The sequence below is a fragment of the Caulobacter sp. DWR3-1-2 genome (assembly GCF_049896225.1).
Taxonomy (GTDB): domain Bacteria; phylum Pseudomonadota; class Alphaproteobacteria; order Caulobacterales; family Caulobacteraceae; genus Caulobacter.
The window spans coordinates 56,078-70,503 of the sequence record NZ_JAFCTW010000010.1 but is presented as its reverse complement, the minus strand read 5'-3'; the positions used below and the strand labels follow the sequence as shown (position 1 = coordinate 70,503).

General features: G+C 65.4%; 16 protein-coding genes. 12 read left to right on the top strand and 4 right to left on the bottom strand.

What is annotated here, in order from left to right; all coding sequences use genetic code 11:
* Positions 1 to 9 precede the first annotated feature (9 nt).
* From ACP696_RS14630 to ACP696_RS14620, 3 genes are all read left to right on the top strand, one after another.
* Positions 10 to 666 carry a PAS domain-containing protein gene (locus tag ACP696_RS14630; protein ID WP_426011365.1) on the top strand — a complete coding sequence of 219 codons (657 nt, stop codon included), beginning with the start codon at positions 10 to 12 and terminating at the stop codon, positions 664 to 666.
* Between the two features lie 57 nt (positions 667 to 723).
* Positions 724 to 879 carry a hypothetical protein gene (locus tag ACP696_RS14625; RefSeq protein ID WP_426011366.1) on the top strand — a complete coding sequence of 52 codons (156 nt, stop codon included), beginning with the start codon at positions 724 to 726 and terminating at the stop codon, positions 877 to 879.
* Between the two features lie 684 nt (positions 880 to 1,563).
* Positions 1,564 to 1,821, top strand: a complete 258-nt coding sequence (locus ACP696_RS14620) for a GlsB/YeaQ/YmgE family stress response membrane protein (RefSeq protein ID WP_426011367.1) — start codon at positions 1,564 to 1,566, stop codon at positions 1,819 to 1,821.
* 493 nt (positions 1,822 to 2,314) lie between these two features.
* On the opposite strand, the gene ACP696_RS14615 is transcribed toward ACP696_RS14620, so the two are convergent.
* The 3 genes from ACP696_RS14615 to ACP696_RS14605 all read right to left on the bottom strand — a co-directional run bounded on the left by ACP696_RS14615 (position 2,315) and on the right by ACP696_RS14605 (position 6,618).
* Positions 2,315 to 4,459, bottom strand: a complete 2,145-nt coding sequence (locus tag ACP696_RS14615; protein ID WP_426011368.1) for a catalase — start codon at positions 4,457 to 4,459, stop codon at positions 2,315 to 2,317.
* Between the two features lie 50 nt (positions 4,460 to 4,509).
* Entirely contained in the window at positions 4,510 to 5,049 is a 540-nt protein-coding gene (locus tag ACP696_RS14610; protein WP_426011369.1) for a hemerythrin domain-containing protein, read from the bottom strand.
* Positions 5,050 to 5,298: 249 nt separating this feature from the next.
* Complete coding sequence (locus ACP696_RS14605; RefSeq protein ID WP_426011370.1) at positions 5,299 to 6,618, bottom strand: dicarboxylate/amino acid:cation symporter; 1,320 nt, start codon at positions 6,616 to 6,618, stop codon at positions 5,299 to 5,301.
* A gap of 149 nt (positions 6,619 to 6,767) precedes the next feature.
* Between ACP696_RS14605 and ACP696_RS14600 the strand changes: the two genes are divergently transcribed.
* Both ACP696_RS14600 and ACP696_RS14595 read left to right on the top strand, forming a co-directional pair.
* A complete protein-coding gene (locus tag ACP696_RS14600) occupies positions 6,768 to 7,112 on the top strand; it encodes a CsbD family protein (protein ID WP_426011371.1) in 345 nt (114 codons plus the stop codon).
* 564 nt (positions 7,113 to 7,676) lie between these two features.
* Positions 7,677 to 8,138: an SRPBCC family protein gene (locus ACP696_RS14595; protein WP_426011372.1), complete on the top strand. Its 462-nt coding sequence runs from the start codon at positions 7,677 to 7,679 to the stop codon at positions 8,136 to 8,138.
* A 645-nt stretch (positions 8,139 to 8,783) separates the two neighbouring features.
* On the opposite strand, the gene ACP696_RS14590 is transcribed toward ACP696_RS14595, so the two are convergent.
* Positions 8,784 to 10,166 carry a PLP-dependent aminotransferase family protein gene (locus ACP696_RS14590; protein WP_426043956.1) on the bottom strand — a complete coding sequence of 461 codons (1,383 nt, stop codon included), beginning with the start codon at positions 10,164 to 10,166 and terminating at the stop codon, positions 8,784 to 8,786.
* An 80-nt stretch (positions 10,167 to 10,246) separates the two neighbouring features.
* On the opposite strand from ACP696_RS14590, the gene ACP696_RS14585 reads away from it, so the two are divergent.
* From ACP696_RS14585 to panB, 7 genes are all read left to right on the top strand, one after another.
* A complete protein-coding gene (locus ACP696_RS14585; protein WP_426011374.1) occupies positions 10,247 to 10,636 on the top strand; it encodes a DUF983 domain-containing protein in 390 nt (129 codons plus the stop codon).
* Between the two features lie 268 nt (positions 10,637 to 10,904).
* Positions 10,905 to 11,252: an ArsC family reductase gene (locus tag ACP696_RS14580; RefSeq protein WP_426011375.1), complete on the top strand. Its 348-nt coding sequence runs from the start codon at positions 10,905 to 10,907 to the stop codon at positions 11,250 to 11,252.
* Complete coding sequence (locus ACP696_RS14575) at positions 11,252 to 11,911, top strand: HAD hydrolase-like protein (protein WP_426011376.1); 660 nt, start codon at positions 11,252 to 11,254, stop codon at positions 11,909 to 11,911. Before ACP696_RS14580 ends, ACP696_RS14575 begins: the two co-directional genes overlap by 1 nt.
* Before the next feature lie 155 nt (positions 11,912 to 12,066).
* Positions 12,067 to 12,474, top strand: a complete 408-nt coding sequence (locus tag ACP696_RS14570; RefSeq protein WP_426011377.1) for a DUF6249 domain-containing protein — start codon at positions 12,067 to 12,069, stop codon at positions 12,472 to 12,474.
* Positions 12,475 to 12,505: 31 nt separating this feature from the next.
* Positions 12,506 to 13,093: an RNA polymerase sigma factor gene (locus ACP696_RS14565; protein WP_426043955.1), complete on the top strand. Its 588-nt coding sequence runs from the start codon at positions 12,506 to 12,508 to the stop codon at positions 13,091 to 13,093.
* The gene (locus tag ACP696_RS14560) at positions 13,086 to 13,463 is read left to right on the top strand and encodes a hypothetical protein (RefSeq protein WP_426043954.1); all 378 of its coding nucleotides are present in this window, start codon (positions 13,086 to 13,088) and stop codon (positions 13,461 to 13,463) included. The genes ACP696_RS14565 and ACP696_RS14560 overlap by 8 nt, the downstream gene beginning before the upstream one ends.
* An 81-nt stretch (positions 13,464 to 13,544) precedes the next feature.
* Entirely contained in the window at positions 13,545 to 14,372 is an 828-nt protein-coding gene (gene panB, locus ACP696_RS14555) for a 3-methyl-2-oxobutanoate hydroxymethyltransferase (RefSeq protein ID WP_426011380.1), read from the top strand.
* The last annotated feature ends 54 nt before the right edge of the window (positions 14,373 to 14,426 follow it).

Sequence of the window (14,426 nt, the reverse complement as noted above, 5' to 3'; positions counted from 1 at the left end):
CCTGATGAGGTGGTCGGGCGCAATTGCCGATTTTTACAAAGGTGGGAAACCTCGAAAGGGGCCATTGCCGAGATTCGCGCGGCTGTTGGCGAGGGCCAGGAGTGCGACGTCGAGATTCTCAACGATCGCAAGGACGGATCGGCGTTCTGGAACCAGTTGCATCTGAGCCCGGTCCGCGATGAAACTGGACAGTTGCTGTACATTTTCGCCACCCAGCGCGATGTCACCGAGTCTCGCAAGATCCGCAGTCTGGAGGCCGCCGAGCACCGGCTGCTTCGGGAAGTCGATCACCGGGCAATGAACGCTCTGGCCATTGTTGAAGGCATCGTCCGGCTGACCCGAGCCGATAATCCGTCTCAGTATGCCGCCGCTATCCAGATCCGAGTGCAACCCCTCGCCAGGGCCCACGCGCTCTTGGGGCCAGAAGGTTGGCGCGATCTTCAAGTCGACGTGCTGCTGCGTGCATTGGTCGAGATGCAAGGTGGCCGGCGTATCACGTTGCAGCGGCCGCCGATCGAGGTCGGCGCGGCGCTGGTTCAGCCCTTGGCGATTGTTCTGCATGAAATGATCGCCAATGCGGCCCAGCATGGGGCTCTGTCGGCGCCGAATGGCGAGGTTCGCCTGGGGTGGTCGCAAGGGGGCGGTGGGGGTCTCGTCCTGACCTGAACGGAAATGGGCGGACCGCCACCGGCGGCCGCGCGCCCACGCGGGTTCGGCGCGACAATGATTTCGGCGATCATCGAGCGGCAACTGCGAGGCCAGGCGCTGCTGGAATGGCGGCCGGAAGGCCTGTCGGCGCGATTTGACCTTCCGCGGCGCAACCACGCGCGGGGTTTCACGCTTTCGGCGGCGAACGAGGACGGCGCGTCGCGAGGCTGAACACGACGGCTGTGTTTTGCTGGGGCTCCGTGTCGGCAGGCCTCCAGCGAGCCAAGGTCGAGCTGAATCCTGATCATCGGTCGGTGGCTGTAGAGATGCGGCCCGCGATAGGTGGGCACCTCTGACGCGCATGTCAGGCGGCTTTGGCGCTGATCAAATGATGATCTCGGACGGGCGCTTGCGCCGCGCAGATGTCGCGGATCACCAGAGCCGCAGCCAAGACCTTGGATCGGACGACGCCACTCGTGCGCCTTCGGCCTTGCGCATCCAAGGTCTCCCAGCGCCAGCCGTCAGCCCGCAGACGGATTGAAAACCGCACCATGCTTGATTGGTCGTTCATAGTTCCCGCCCTGCCGGAGAAGGATGCAAAAACGGCAGGTGGTCAGCGTGGTTGCCTAGGGCGGGTTGGCGACACATCGCCTGATGGCCCACGGCTCTGGCCATCGGTCGCGGCGCTGCGCCGCCGATCGTCTCAAGTGAGCGGAATTGGCGAGTCGCAGTTCCCGTGTTTCAAGACCTGCCACAGCGATCTGTGTTTTCGCTTAACGGTCCCACACGGGAGCCAAGCCCGTGCGGCCTGTAATTATGCGAAATGGAAAGACGAAACGGCCGGAACAAAATTTTTCCCTGGGCCTTATTGCTGGCGACCGGCGCGAAGGCGCGCCATTCTTTAGGGAGGCAAACATGTCTATTCTCGCATGGATCGTTCTTGGCCTTGTCGCCGGGTTCATCGCCAGCAAGATCGTGAATCGTTCGGGCGGAAGCCTAGTCCTCGACTTGGTTCTGGGCATCATCGGCGCCGTCGTCGGCGGCTTTCTGTTCAATCAGTTCGGTAGCGCCGGCGTTTCTGGCCTCAACCTCTACAGCCTGCTCGTCGCCACGATTGGCGCGGTGGTCGTTCTGGTGATCTACCACATGCTTTCGGGCCGCCGCGCGCTCTAGCGCCGAGGTTCATCACGAACGCGAAAGCCCCCTGGCGACAGGGGGCTTTTTGCGTTTGGTCCCCCGCCGAAGGTCCATCAAATGAGGTCACTGGACCCGAACATTGGGCTTCGCGCGATGGGCAAAGGCGTTCCGTGGGCTAGCACGGAACAGCCTGACGCACTGGGATTGGGATTGGAGGCGAGCATTTCCATTGAAGGGGGTGTCCTGGCCCGCCTGCGACTGAACTTCACCATCGAGACACAATCCTGATCGCGGTGCGATCTTCCGCCTGCCGAAGCTGGGCGCCCTTCAATCTTCTTGAGGCTCTGCAGAGTTCGGTGGGTATGGACGACCGACATGCCAGGGGCGTTCGCGGTGTCCGACTGCGGGGCGGGGAAGGGACAGCGGCCGCGCACATAGCTCGGGATTGGAACGGGCCAGGGGTAAAGAGCCTATCGGCGTCCCATGCGCCTTGGTTCGGCGCATGGGACGAAACGACGGTTCAGGAGACCTAGAACACCTTGCGAACCGTGGGCTCGCGCGCCCAGATCCGCCCCGCCTGGGCCGCTGCGATGAAGTCGGCGACGGCCGCCTTGGGCAGGTTGATCAAACCGGCGTCGGCGTCCGGATTGGCCTCGGAGAGGCCGCCCTTGACGAACAGCGGCGCGGCTGACGGCAGGTAGGCGATCACCTTCAGATGGCCGAACGCGTCACGCACGAAATTTATCGCCGTGGCCTCTAGCGCCAGAGCCGCCCCGCCTTCATCCGACGGCAGCAGGACCACGGCGTCGAACAGCATCGAGGGACCACCATCAACCCGGAAGTCGGCGGCAACGAGTTCGCCGCTCGCCGTCACCACGCCGGAGATCGTCGGTGCGACGATGGCCAGCTTGGCGCCAGCGGCCGCCACCGCTTGGCGGACTTCAGCCAGAATGGCGTCGTCCACGCCGTCGGTCACCAGGCAGCCGACCTTTCGACCGATCAAACCCGGCGCGGCCTTGGCCAGGATACTGAGGGCCGGGGAGAGCTCCATCTCGCTAGCGGGGATGGGCGCAGGCGCCGGCGTGATTTCGCCACGCAGGCCAAGACCGGTCGCGACGCGCAAGGCCAGTGTTTCGTCGATATTGACCAGGCGCGACAGCATGGCTTCACGAACGGAGGCCAGATCGCATTTGCTCAGCTCGAAGATCAAGGCGGCGACGATATGGTTCCGTTCCGGCTCGGTCTGGCTGAAGAAGAACATCCGAGCCTGGGTGTAGTGGTCGGCGAAAGCGTCTGGACGCACACGCAACTGCTCGCCCGTCTCGAGCGCGGGGAAGGTCTTGTAGCCCGTCGCCTGGGATTCCCGCGCCACGTCCGCACCCATGTTGGAGGGCTCGTAGTTCACCTGACCCTTGGGGACGTTCATCTGCATGTGGCCGTCGCGCTGCAGATTGTGGAACGGACACTTGGGCTGGTTGATCGGGATCTGGTGGAAATTGGGTGAGCCCAGGCGCTTGAGCTGGGTGTCCTGGTAGGAGAACAGCCGGCCTTGCAGCAGCGGATCGTTGGTGAAGTCGATGCCGGGCACAACGTGCGAGGCGCAATAGGCGACCTGCTCGGTCTCCGCGAAGAAGTTGTCGGGGTTACGGTCAAGCACCATGCGACCGACGACGCGTAGCGGAATGACTTCCTCGGGAATGAGCTTGGTGGGGTCCAGGACGTCGAACGGGAGGGCGTCGGCCTGTTCCTGGGTGAAGGTCTGCAGGCAGAACTGCCATTCGGGGAAGTCGCCGGTGTCGATGGCCTCCCACAGGTCGCGGCGGTGGAAGTCGGGATCGGCGCCGTTGATCTTCACCGCTTCATCCCAGACGACGGACTGGGCATTGAGCTTGGGCCGCCAGTGGAACTTGACGAAGGTCGAGGCGCCGGCGGCGTTGACCAGCCGGAAGGTGTGAACACCGAAGCCCTCCATCATCCGGTAGGAGCGCGGGATGGTCCGATCTGACATGATCCACATGATCATGTGCATGCTCTCGGGCGTCAGGGAGATGTAGTCCCAGAAGGTGTCATGGGCCGTTTGGGCCTGCGGAAATTCCCGGTCGGGATCCTGCTTGGCCGCATGGATCAGGTCGGGAAACTTGATGGCGTCCTGGATAAAGAACACCGGGATATTGTTCCCGACGAGGTCGAAATTGCCCTGTTGAGTGTAAAACTTCACCGCAAAGCCGCGCACATCGCGGGCCAGGTCGGGCGAGCCCTTGTTTCCGGCCACCGTCGAGAACCGGGTGAACACCGGGGTTCGCTCGCCGGGCCGCTGCAGGAAGTCAGCGGACGTGATGTCGGACAGGTTCTCGAGACACTCGAAAAAGCCGTGGGCCGCCGAGCCGCGGGCATGGACAACGCGCTCGGGAATCCGCTCGTGGTCGAAGTGCATGATCTTTTCGCGCAGGATGAAGTCCTGCAGCAGCACCGGTCCGCGCGGGCCGACCTTCAGCGAATTCTGATTGTCGCTGATCGGCACGCCCTGATTGGTGGTCAACTGGCTGGCCGGGTCGCCGGCCTGCTGGTGCAGTTCGCCGCCCGGCGCGACCAGGGTTTCACCGACGGAGCCATTTCGGTCCTGGGCGCCGTTCACGGGAGATTTCGCAGTGGTGTTGGAGGGGCTCTTGGCCATGGGGTGTCCTTCGAGCCGCGTGGGCTCGCCGTGGAGGGAGGGGGGGGCTGTCAGACGGGAACGGGGGGAACGGCCAGCAAAGCCATCAGCTCTGCCTTACGCGCGACGAGCTTGGCGCCCAGAGCGTCCAGGTCGATCGTGGTCTGGCGGACTTCGGGAAAGAGCTCCTCCTCCTCCTCCTTGACGTGGTGGCGGACCTGCTCGCCCAGCACCTTGACCTTGGCGTCGTAGAGGGGCTGACGTGGCGCGCCGGCCTTGATCTGAGCGATGAGGGTCTTGGGCCCCATGTGCTCGACGATGGCCTCATCGATCAGGTCGTTGTCGCCAGTCTCTTCGCGGGCTGTTGGGTAGAAGAGCTCTTCCTCGATCCGGGCGTGAACCTTGAGCGCCAGGCAGATCTTGTCGGCCAGCGCCTTCTTGGCCGTGTCGTCGGTGAGGGTCTCGTATTGGTCGAAATAGTCGTCCACGTCGCGGTGGTCGGCGATGAGCAGCGAAAGGGCGTCGGGTCGGCTGGCCTTGGGTGCGGCAGCGGCCTTGGTCGCCGCGCGTGTCGAAGTCTTCCTGGCTTTGGTCTTAGCCGTGCTGGCCATGAGAGGAATTCCAAACGGGGATGAAGCCTGATCAACCGACCCCGTGGCCCCTCGTTCCAGTCATCGCGGGCAGCAACGTTTTTCCGAGCGGCTTGCAGGACTCACCAGCGAGGAGGGTTTGCGCGTGCGCGCCACCGAAATGGCCGGCAACACCCAATTTCATGGCTGTCGACCAGTTTGGCTTGATTGAGGATCACGCCGGCCAGATCGGTCGGCCGGTCGTCCCATCGGTCTCAGCGGGCTCGGAGCTCATTTATCAAATGATACATTGGCGGCGCGCTGTGGAGACTGCTCGATATCGTCGTCAATGAACTGGCCGTCGTTGCGAGGACGCCCCACAATCCGCGCCACGGCCAGGTCCGTGGTTACATTGCCCAAGGTTCGGAAGATGTCGGGGACAGTCTCGACCGCCAGCAAGACCGGCAGGGCGTCGAGGGGCACGCCCATCGCCAGACAGACCGGGCCGATGGTCGCGAAGAATGAGACCTGAGCGGGCAGGCCGACGGCCGCAAGGCTCACCGCCGCGGCGACGAGAACGCCTATGCCCAGATTGGCTGGCGACAGACCGACGCCGTGAAGATGGGCCAGATAGATGGCCACGGCGATATTGGCCGCCGCGCTCGCGGCCCGGAAGATTGACACCGAAAGCGGCAAAACGACCTCTGCGGCCCCGGGTGAGGTTCGCAGAGCACGGGTCGCGGTGATCATCGCGGGCAGGCAGGCGAGCGAGGACTGCGTGCCCAGGGCCACGACCTGAACGGGCAGGGCCGCCTTGGCGAAGGTCATGGGAGAAATTCGCCCCACCAACGCCGCCAGGACATACGCCGCAAGGGTGATCGCCAGGCAGGCGGCGACCACGATCAGGACGTAATGAGCCAACGCGCCAGCCGCCCCCAGCCCCATCTTGGCCCCAACCCCGAAGCCGAGCGCCATCACGCCAAGCGGGCCGGCCAGCAGCACCCAGCGAACGATGACCAACATGGTCGCCACGACCGCCTCGAAGAAGGTCGTCAGCGATGTCCGCAGGTGGGTTTCGATCCGGCTCGCCGCGAACCCGAAGAAGAGGGCGAAGACGACCAGGGGGGCCATGTTCATCTCGGCTGCGGCCTTGACCGGGTTCGCGGGGATCACGCCCTTGAACCATGCCCCAGCTTCGGCCACGACGGGCGGAGCTGAGCCGGCCACATGCAGGGCGCCGCTGCCCGCGAGGATCGGCGCCCAGGTCAGCGCCAGGGTCGTGAGCACCGCGCTCAGCGCGCAAGCCGCGACCAGCAAGACCACGAACCAGACCATCGCCCGGGCCGCGACGCCGCCCGCCGCGGCGCTGGCCGTCGCCGAGCCGACCCCCGTGACAAGCAGGCCAAACACCAGGGGAACGACCGTCATCGTCAAGGCGTCGAGCCACAGCTGGCCCATGGGCGCGGCGATGGCCGAGAGCAGATCGAGCATCCCCGAAGAACGCCCGCTGAGCGCCGCGCCAGCCAAGAGCCCGACGACAAGCCCCAGGAGGATTCGCGTGGACAATGTGTTCCAAAGTCTGGTGGTCAAACCTGGTCGCGGCGGGCTCATCGTCTGGCTCCTGTTGAGCAACGCAAACGACGATGAGGGACAATCGCTCCGCCGTGACGGCCGACTCGCGCTCGCGGAACAAGGCGCGAAGACAGGGGTTTGAGGAGGGCTTCGCGATCAAGCGGGCGTCAAACCAGCGGGAACCGGTGATGGACGAGCAAATGACGGGCGTGGCCAACCAGGGCCTGGGACGCCTTCAAGACGGGATTGGCGGCCTGACCGGCAACGACGAGCTCCAGGCCAAGGGCAAGCTCAAGGAAGCTGTCGGCTCGGTGCAGCAGGCGTTCGGCGAGGCCAAGAGCAGCGTCCAGGATGCGTTCGAAGACACGCTGGAAGGCGTGCGGGGCCAAGTTCACGAACAGCTCAATGCGGTTGAGACCTATGTGGTCTCCAAGCCGCTGCCTGCGGTGGCCATCGCCGGCGCCATCGGCATCGTCCTGGGGCTTCTCCTGCGCGGCCGCAGCAAGACCATCTATCTTCGCGACGCGCGCTGATATTTCGCAGCCGGCGACGATGAAGACGCTCTCGGAACGCGGTTCCGAGGGCGTTTTCCATGGGGCGACCACCAGCAGCAGGCGTTCGACGGGCTCGCGTCGCTCCGCGTCGCTGTCGGTCGGCGACGTAACCACGATCTTGCCGTTGTCCAGAGAGAACCCGGCCGCCACGCGCGACAGACGTTTCGCGGCGGCCTGGGCGGCGAGGGCCGTCAGGGTCAAGGCCACGCCCTTGGGGACGGCTCGGACCTGACGCACACCCGTGGCACGGGCGATGGCCTGTAGACGCGCCCGAGATAGCAGCGTCGTGCCCTGGGTTGGGATCGTGCCGAGCGCGGGACGACGACGAAGCTCTGGCCTCGCCGCTTCTCGCGAAGCAGGGCGACATCATTTGATGTGGAGCCCCAGACCCTGTCGATTGTCGCGCCCAAGCGCTCGCCGCGCCATACTTCAGGCGTTTGCGCCTAAGCGCCCTGTCGCATTTCAGACATGGGAAGCCTTTGACTTCGCGGCAGGAACACCTGTCCGCGCGAGCGGTTGGAGCCGGGCAGGAGGAACTTCCCCATGTCCGATAAGACCATTGCCCGCGTCTTGGAAAGCGATGCGCCTCTGACCGCCACCGTCCACCAGCGCGACATCGCCCACGAGGTCGCCGAGGAACACGGCTGGAACAACGCCGCCCTGGTCGGCCGTACGGTGACGACCAATCGGCCGCGCGCTGAGCTCTACGCCTTCTGGCGCGATTTCCGGAACCTGGCCCTGTTCATGGAGAACGTCGAGAGCGTCACGCCAAGCGACGGTGAGCGCTCGCACTGGGTCGTCAAGGCGCCGGCCGGCAAGACGGTGGAGTGGGACTCGGTCCTGACCGAAGAGGTCGAGAACGAGGTCCTGGCCTGGGAGTCGGCCGAGGGGGCCGACATCAAGAACGCTGGCCGGATCGAGTTTCGCGACGGCCCGCCCGGACGAGAGACCGAGGTCACCGCGACCATCGTCTACGCCCCCCCGGCGGCGACCTTGGAAAGCTGACCGCGAAGCACTTCCAGAAAAAGCCGAAAATCCAGGCCCGCCGCGAGCTTCGCCGCTTCAAGCAGTTGATGGAGACCGGCGAGATCTCGACCACCAAATCCGCGGACGCCGCGCCGCAAGGCTGACCCAAACCTCACATTGATGGAGAATCCCACGTCGCCGGAGCTTTGGCCCTGTCGCCGAACCTGGGCTACCGCAAAGGCGGAACAAGTGCTCTGATCCGCAGTTGCTTTGGCGACGGCGTCCTCTGGCGCGAACGCTTCGCTGACCTCAGAACTCTGTTGAAGGAAATTGAGCCATGACCGACGTCGCCCTGAAGCCCGGCACGCAGGACATCGTGGCCGACGAGGTGTTTTCCACATGCGCAGGAGACGCTTTGGAAGGCACTCACGACAGGTGACCTGATTGCCCGCCGGCTGATGGAGCCCACCGGCTTGGCGTGGATTGGAAAGTTTCGGAGTTCGTTCTGATCCACAGCCTGGTCGGCCAAACCCGGCACATTCCCTTGGGGCGACGGAAGCTTGCCTGATGTCCCAAAGGACATCGCTCTCCGGACTGAACCAATCGTCAGCTGGCGAATTGTCTAGCCGTATCCCCCTCTTGATTTGCACTGTCCCGGAGCTTCGCGCTCCGGGACTTTTTCGTTCAGACGACCAGGCGCTGGCCCGGTCCCCTGGCGAGTAGCGCCGCGACATGGCTCAACGCCTCGCGCAGCACAGATTGCTTGGCCGGGCCGCCCAGCGAGATGCGCAGGCCGTTGGCGTGGTCTGGCGTAGTGGCGAAGGCCTCGGCGGCGACCAGCGACAGGCTTTGGGCGGCCCCCTGGGCGTGCACCCGTCCCGCATGCCAGCCCGGAGGCAGGTCGAGCCACACATGAATAGACTCCGCCGCGCCCCTCGCGGTCGGCAGGATTTCGCCGGCCAGGGCCCGCCGCGCGCGAGCCTCGAGACGGACCGCCGAAAGAACGCGCTCGGCGGCGCCGTCGCGGATCCAGCGCACGGCCACCGCCGTGGTCAAGGGCGAGCCCATCAAGGCCGTGGCGCGCAGGCGCGACGTGATCCGCTCGGCCATTCCGCTGGACGGCGCGACCACGAACGCCGTCCGTAAACCCGGAGACAGCGTCTTGGACAGTGTCGCTACATGGAAGGCCAGATCCGGCGCAAGCGTGGTCAGGGCCGGAAGCGGAGCGTCGAACAGGCGGCTATAAGGATCGTCCTCGATCAGCCAGACGCGGTGTGCGCTGGCGATCGCGGCGACCTCGCGGCGTCGGGCCAGGCCCATCGTCGTGGCGACCGGGTTCTGGGTCGTCGGCACCACATAGATCGCCGCAGGCCGCTGCTCGCCGCAAAGTCTGTCCAGCGCCTCGGGCACGAAGCCCTGGTCATCGACCGGACAGGCCAGCAAGCGAAGGTCCAAGGTCTCGGCCAGGGCGAGCAGGCCGGGATAGGTCAGCGGCTCGACGACCAGACTCTGGCCGCGGCCGGCGATCGTCAGCAGGAGAGCGGTGAGGGCGGCCTGGGCGCCGGGGCAGACCATGATGCGGTCAAGGGCGATCTCGCCCATGACGGGGGCGAGCCAGGCCGCGCCGGCCGCGCGCTGACCCGGCGTGCCGGGTCCAGCGTGATAGGCCATCAGGGTGGCGAAGTCGGTGCGATCCAGGATGGCGGCGGTGGTCTCCTTCAACAGCGCGGCCAGCGACAGGCCGGTCGGCGGCGGCGGAAGGTTCATGCTCAGATCCACTACCCCCGCGTCATCGTCGCCGACCCGGCGGCGCACGAAGGTGCCGCGTCCGACAGCCCCCTCCACCAGGCCCTTGGCCCGGGCCGCGCCATAGGCGCGGGTTACCGTCGTGAAGTCGATGCCGAGCTGAGCGGCGACGGCGCGCTGTGGAGGAAGTTGGTCGCCTGGTTGCAACTCTCCCCCCCGGATCGCGGTTTCAAGAGCCTGGACCAGCGCCAGATAGATCGGCAGGCCGCCGTGTGGCTCGATACGCCTCAGCCAGCCGGCGATGGGAAGGTCGCGGGTCACGGTTGTGTATCCATGACGAAATACATACATTCTAATCATAATGTATGCAATTCGCTCCACTTTGTATGTAAGGCCCGGCGATGACTCCCGTCCTCAATTCTCCATCGAGCCTGAAGGCGGGTTTGCTCTGCCGGTGTCCGCGCTGCGGTGAAGGGCGGCTCTACAGCGGGTTCCTGACGCTGGCGAAGGCCTGCGATCGCTGCGGCCAGGACTTCGCCTTCGCAGAACCCGCCGACGGCCCGGCCTTCTTCGTCATGACCGGCGTCGGCATATTGGTGATCGCCGTCTGGGCCTGGAGCGTCGTGGCTTTCCAGCCGCCGATCTGGGTTCAGTTCGCGACGGTTTTCCCCGCGCTGCTGGTGGGTTGCCTGGGCACGCTACGGCCGGTGAAGGCCTGGCTGGTCGCCGAGCAATATATTCACAAGGCCAGCGAGGGCGGCGCTTCGAGCGTCCAGAGCCGACCGGAGTAGCGGGGAGCGCCGCCTGGTTTCAAGATCACCAGTTGAACAGTGCGCCGTCTTCGAGGCGGTTCACCGGCAGGCTGGCGGGGCGGTAGGGTGCTGGGCGGCCAAGGCCTCGTCGATATCGACGCCATGGCCCGGCGCTTCGCCAGGGTGAAGTTCGCCATCCTTGAAGGAGTAGGCGGGGAATGAGCCCGCCCTTTTTCCGTTTTGCCCGATGGCGCGCGAACTCTACTGTGGCCAGAACAAGAATCTGACCGCGCACGGAGCAATCGGCGTGACGACCACGATCTACGGGATCAAGGCCTGCGACACGATGAAGAAGGCGCGCGACTGGCTGGACGGTCACGGCGTGGCCTATGGATTCCACGACTACAAGGCCGCCGGTGTCGATCCCGCCAGCCTGGAGGCCTGGGCCAAGGCCGTGGGCTGGGAGACCCTGCTCAACCGCGCCGGCACGACCTTCCGCAAGCTGCCCGAGGCCGACAAGCAGGACCTGGACGAGACCAGGGCCATCGCCCTGATGTTGGCCCAACCGTCGATGATCAAGCGTCCGGTGCTCGACTTTCGGGGCCGACTCCTGGTTGGGTTCAGGCCCGATCAATACCAGGAGGCGATGGGCTGATGGGCGCCCGCATCGATCTCGTCATCTTCGACTTCGACGGCACCCTGGCCGATAGTACCGCGTGGGCGATGCGCGCGGTGCGGCCGCTGGCCGAGCGGTTCAAGTTCAAGGCCGTGACCGAAGACGAGATCGCCATGCTGCGAGGCCGCTCCAGCCGCGAGATCATCGCCTATCTGGGCCTGCCGCTCTGGAAGGTTCCGCTGGTCGCCGCCCAAGGCAAGAAGATGATGGCGGCCGAGGCCCATTCCATTCCGCTGTTCTCCGGCACCGGCGACTTGCTGCGCAGCCTGTCGGCGGCGGGGCGGAGGCTGGCGATCGTCAGCTCCAATTCCGAGGCGACCATTCGTTCTATCCTCGGGCCCGACCTGGCCGTCCTGGTCAATCACTTTGGCTGCGGCGCGGCGATCTTCGGCAAGGCCGCCAAGTTCAGGTCCGTGGTCAAGGCCTCGGGCGTCGCCAAGGACCGCGTGCTGTGCATCGGCGACGAGACTCGCGACATCGAGGCGGCCCGCGAGGCGGGTCTGGCCTGCGGAGCCGTGGAATGGGGCTACGCCACCCGGCGGGCCCTGGCCGACCACGCACCGACCATGATGTTTTCGGCCATGGATGAAATTATTTCCAAGGTCGCCGCATCCAATCAGGGCCTCGGCGCCGACTAGTCTGGCAATGCGGCGAGCAGCCAGGTGTTGGCCCATCGCTAGGCTTACGAAAGTTTCATGTGCCCGGGCGCCTCCAAACGCCATGGCCCAGGTCTCTTACTTACAGAGGGCGATGGCGAGACGCCGCCGCCAATACCGTTGAGGGGACTTAAGCCATGGACCTGGGATTTCTGATTCCGATGTCACCGTTTTTGATGGTCGCGGCCATCGTCATCGTGCCAATTTGGCTGAAAAGCCGCGAGCGGCGCGAAATGCAACAAACCGTCCGAGCGGCCATTGAAAAAGGCCAGACCCTTCCTCCGGAACTGATCGAAGCGCTGTCCAAGGATACGAGGTCGCCGCGAGTGTCCTCCGCGCATCGCGACATGCGGATCGGCATCATTCTTCTGTTTATCGCCGGAGGCACCGCACTGACCGGCCTCGCCCTGGGGCAAGTCAACAATACTGGGATGCACATCGCGATGTATTGCACCATGGCCGGCGCGGCTCTCCCTGGTGCTGTCGGCCTAGCCTTCGTCATTCTCAGCTTCTTCAATCCCGTCAAGCATCCGCCGCAAGACTGATTCCGAACGCGGGGAAGAGGGGACAGATCTGATGGGCATCGGGCGCCCACCCACCGGCCACGATATCGAGCTGGCCGCCTTGGCGGCGGCGGGAGATCGGATGGCCTTCGGCGAGCTGGTGCGTCGCCACGGCTCGGCCGTGCGGGGCCTGCTGCGCCGGCTGGGCGCGGACTCCGCCACGGCTGACGACATCGCCCAGGACGCTTTCCTGGTCGGGTTCGAGCAGATCGCCGACTATCGCGGCGAGGGGTCCTTTGGCGGGTGGATCAAGAAGACCGCCGCCCGGCTCTATCTGCGCCGGGTCAAGCGGGACTCGCGGTTCGTGCTGACCGAGACCGCCGAGGACTCCGCGCCGATCGCGTTGGACGGCCCCGGGGCGACGGCCGACCGTATGGATCTGGACGAGGCGCTCAAGATCCTGTCGCACGCCGAGCGCCTGTGCGTATCCCTCTGCTACGGAGCCGATTGGTCGCACACCGAGGCCGCAGAGCTCTTGAATATCCCCCTGGGGACGGTCAAATCCCATGTCAAACGTGGTCTGGATAAACTCAGGACCCGAATGGCCTCGCCATCGGGACGCGTCTCGAACGACTCCGCGAGGAGGGAAAACCTTGGCTGACCTCGATTTCGAAACCCAACTTTCGCGGCTCTATGGCCAGCCGCCCGTGTTCCGCGATTCCGAACAGTTCACCCAGCGCGTCACCGACAAGCTGGATCGTGGCTGGGCCCTGCGCCGCGCGGTGATCGGCGCGACTGGCGTTGTCGCCGGTTTGGCGGTGGCCGTGCAGTTGATCGGTAGCCGTTTCGCCGAGGAGTTCTCAAACGTCTCGCGCGACGGCGCTCAGCAGCTCGACCTGGGCCTGGGCAAGGTGGTGGCCCGCTACGACCAGTTTTTCTCGATGGGCAGCACCGAGACCATCTGGCTGGCGGCGGTGCTGGCGGCCCTGGCGCTGGCCTTCGTGGTGACCCGGCTGGTGGACGAGGTTTAAACCCGCCTTTTTCATCGATCATGTTGCGGTGCGGAACGATCTGGCGGAAAACGGCGCACGCTTTTTCCAGGAGGGCTCGCCTTGTCCGCTCATCGTGAAGAAAAGATCCGTCGCCTGGCGGCCCCTGATATCACCGCCCGCAAGGGGGGCGAGCCTCTGGTTTGCCTGACGGCCTACACCGCGCCGGTGGCCGCTGCCCTGGACGACGCCTGCGACGTGCTGCTGGTGGGCGACTCGCTGGGCATGGTGGTGCACGGCCTGCCCAACACCGTTGGCGTCACCATGGAAATGATGATCCTGCACGGCCAGGCGGTGATGCGTGGCTCACGCAAGGCGATGGTGGTCGTCGACATGCCCTTCGGCTCGTACGAGGGCCCGCCCGAAGAGGCCTATGCCAACGCCGTGCGGCTGATGAAGGAAACCGGCTGCCAGGCGGTGAAGGTCGAGAGTGGCCCTACGGTGCCCGAGACCATCGCCTATCTGGTGCGGCGCGGGATCCCGGTCATGGGCCATGTCGGCCTGCGCCCGCAGGCGGTGCTGGTCGATGGCGGCTTCAAGGCCAAGGGCAAGGACGAGGCCGGCCGGGCCGTCGTGCTCGAAGAGGCTCGCGCCACCGCCGAAGCCGGGGCCTTCGCCGTGGTCGTCGAGGGCGTCGCCGAAAACCTGGCTCGCGAGATCACCGCCGCCATCGCCCCACCGACCATCGGCATCGGGGCCTCGGCGGGGTGCGACGGCCAGATCCTGGTCACCGACGACATGCTGGGCCTGTTCGACTGGACGCCGAAGTTCGTGCGGCGCTACGCCGACCTGAAGAACCAGATCCAGCAGGCCGCCGCCGACTACGCGCGCGACGTCAAGGCCCGCACCTTCCCGGGCGAGGCCGAGACTTACTACGCCAAGAAGGGCTAGGGCCGCTTGTCTCGTTGAGGCCGCTCCGCCCCGTTGCGGCTGACCCAGACACGC

What these genes read in the sequence shown, in the direction of transcription:
- ACP696_RS14600 (WP_426011371.1), top strand. Translation starts at nt 6,768, where the DNA reads ATGGACGAGCAAATGACGGGCGTGGCCAACCAGGGCCTGGGACGCCTT.
- ACP696_RS14615 (WP_426011368.1), bottom strand. Translation starts at nt 4,459, where the DNA reads ATGGCCAAGAGCCCCTCCAACACCACTGCGAAATCTCCCGTGAACGGC.
- ACP696_RS14565 (WP_426043955.1), top strand. Translation starts at nt 12,506, where the DNA reads ATGGGCATCGGGCGCCCACCCACCGGCCACGATATCGAGCTGGCCGCC.
- ACP696_RS14620 (WP_426011367.1), top strand. Translation starts at nt 1,564, where the DNA reads ATGTCTATTCTCGCATGGATCGTTCTTGGCCTTGTCGCCGGGTTCATC.
- ACP696_RS14575 (WP_426011376.1), top strand. Translation starts at nt 11,252, where the DNA reads ATGGGCGCCCGCATCGATCTCGTCATCTTCGACTTCGACGGCACCCTG.
- ACP696_RS14585 (WP_426011374.1), top strand. Translation starts at nt 10,247, where the DNA reads ATGACTCCCGTCCTCAATTCTCCATCGAGCCTGAAGGCGGGTTTGCTC.
- ACP696_RS14595 (WP_426011372.1), top strand. Translation starts at nt 7,677, where the DNA reads ATGTCCGATAAGACCATTGCCCGCGTCTTGGAAAGCGATGCGCCTCTG.
- ACP696_RS14570 (WP_426011377.1), top strand. Translation starts at nt 12,067, where the DNA reads ATGGACCTGGGATTTCTGATTCCGATGTCACCGTTTTTGATGGTCGCG.
- ACP696_RS14625 (WP_426011366.1), top strand. Translation starts at nt 724, where the DNA reads ATGATTTCGGCGATCATCGAGCGGCAACTGCGAGGCCAGGCGCTGCTG.
- ACP696_RS14610 (WP_426011369.1), bottom strand. Translation starts at nt 5,049, where the DNA reads ATGGCCAGCACGGCTAAGACCAAAGCCAGGAAGACTTCGACACGCGCG.
- ACP696_RS14605 (WP_426011370.1), bottom strand. Translation starts at nt 6,618, where the DNA reads ATGAGCCCGCCGCGACCAGGTTTGACCACCAGACTTTGGAACACATTG.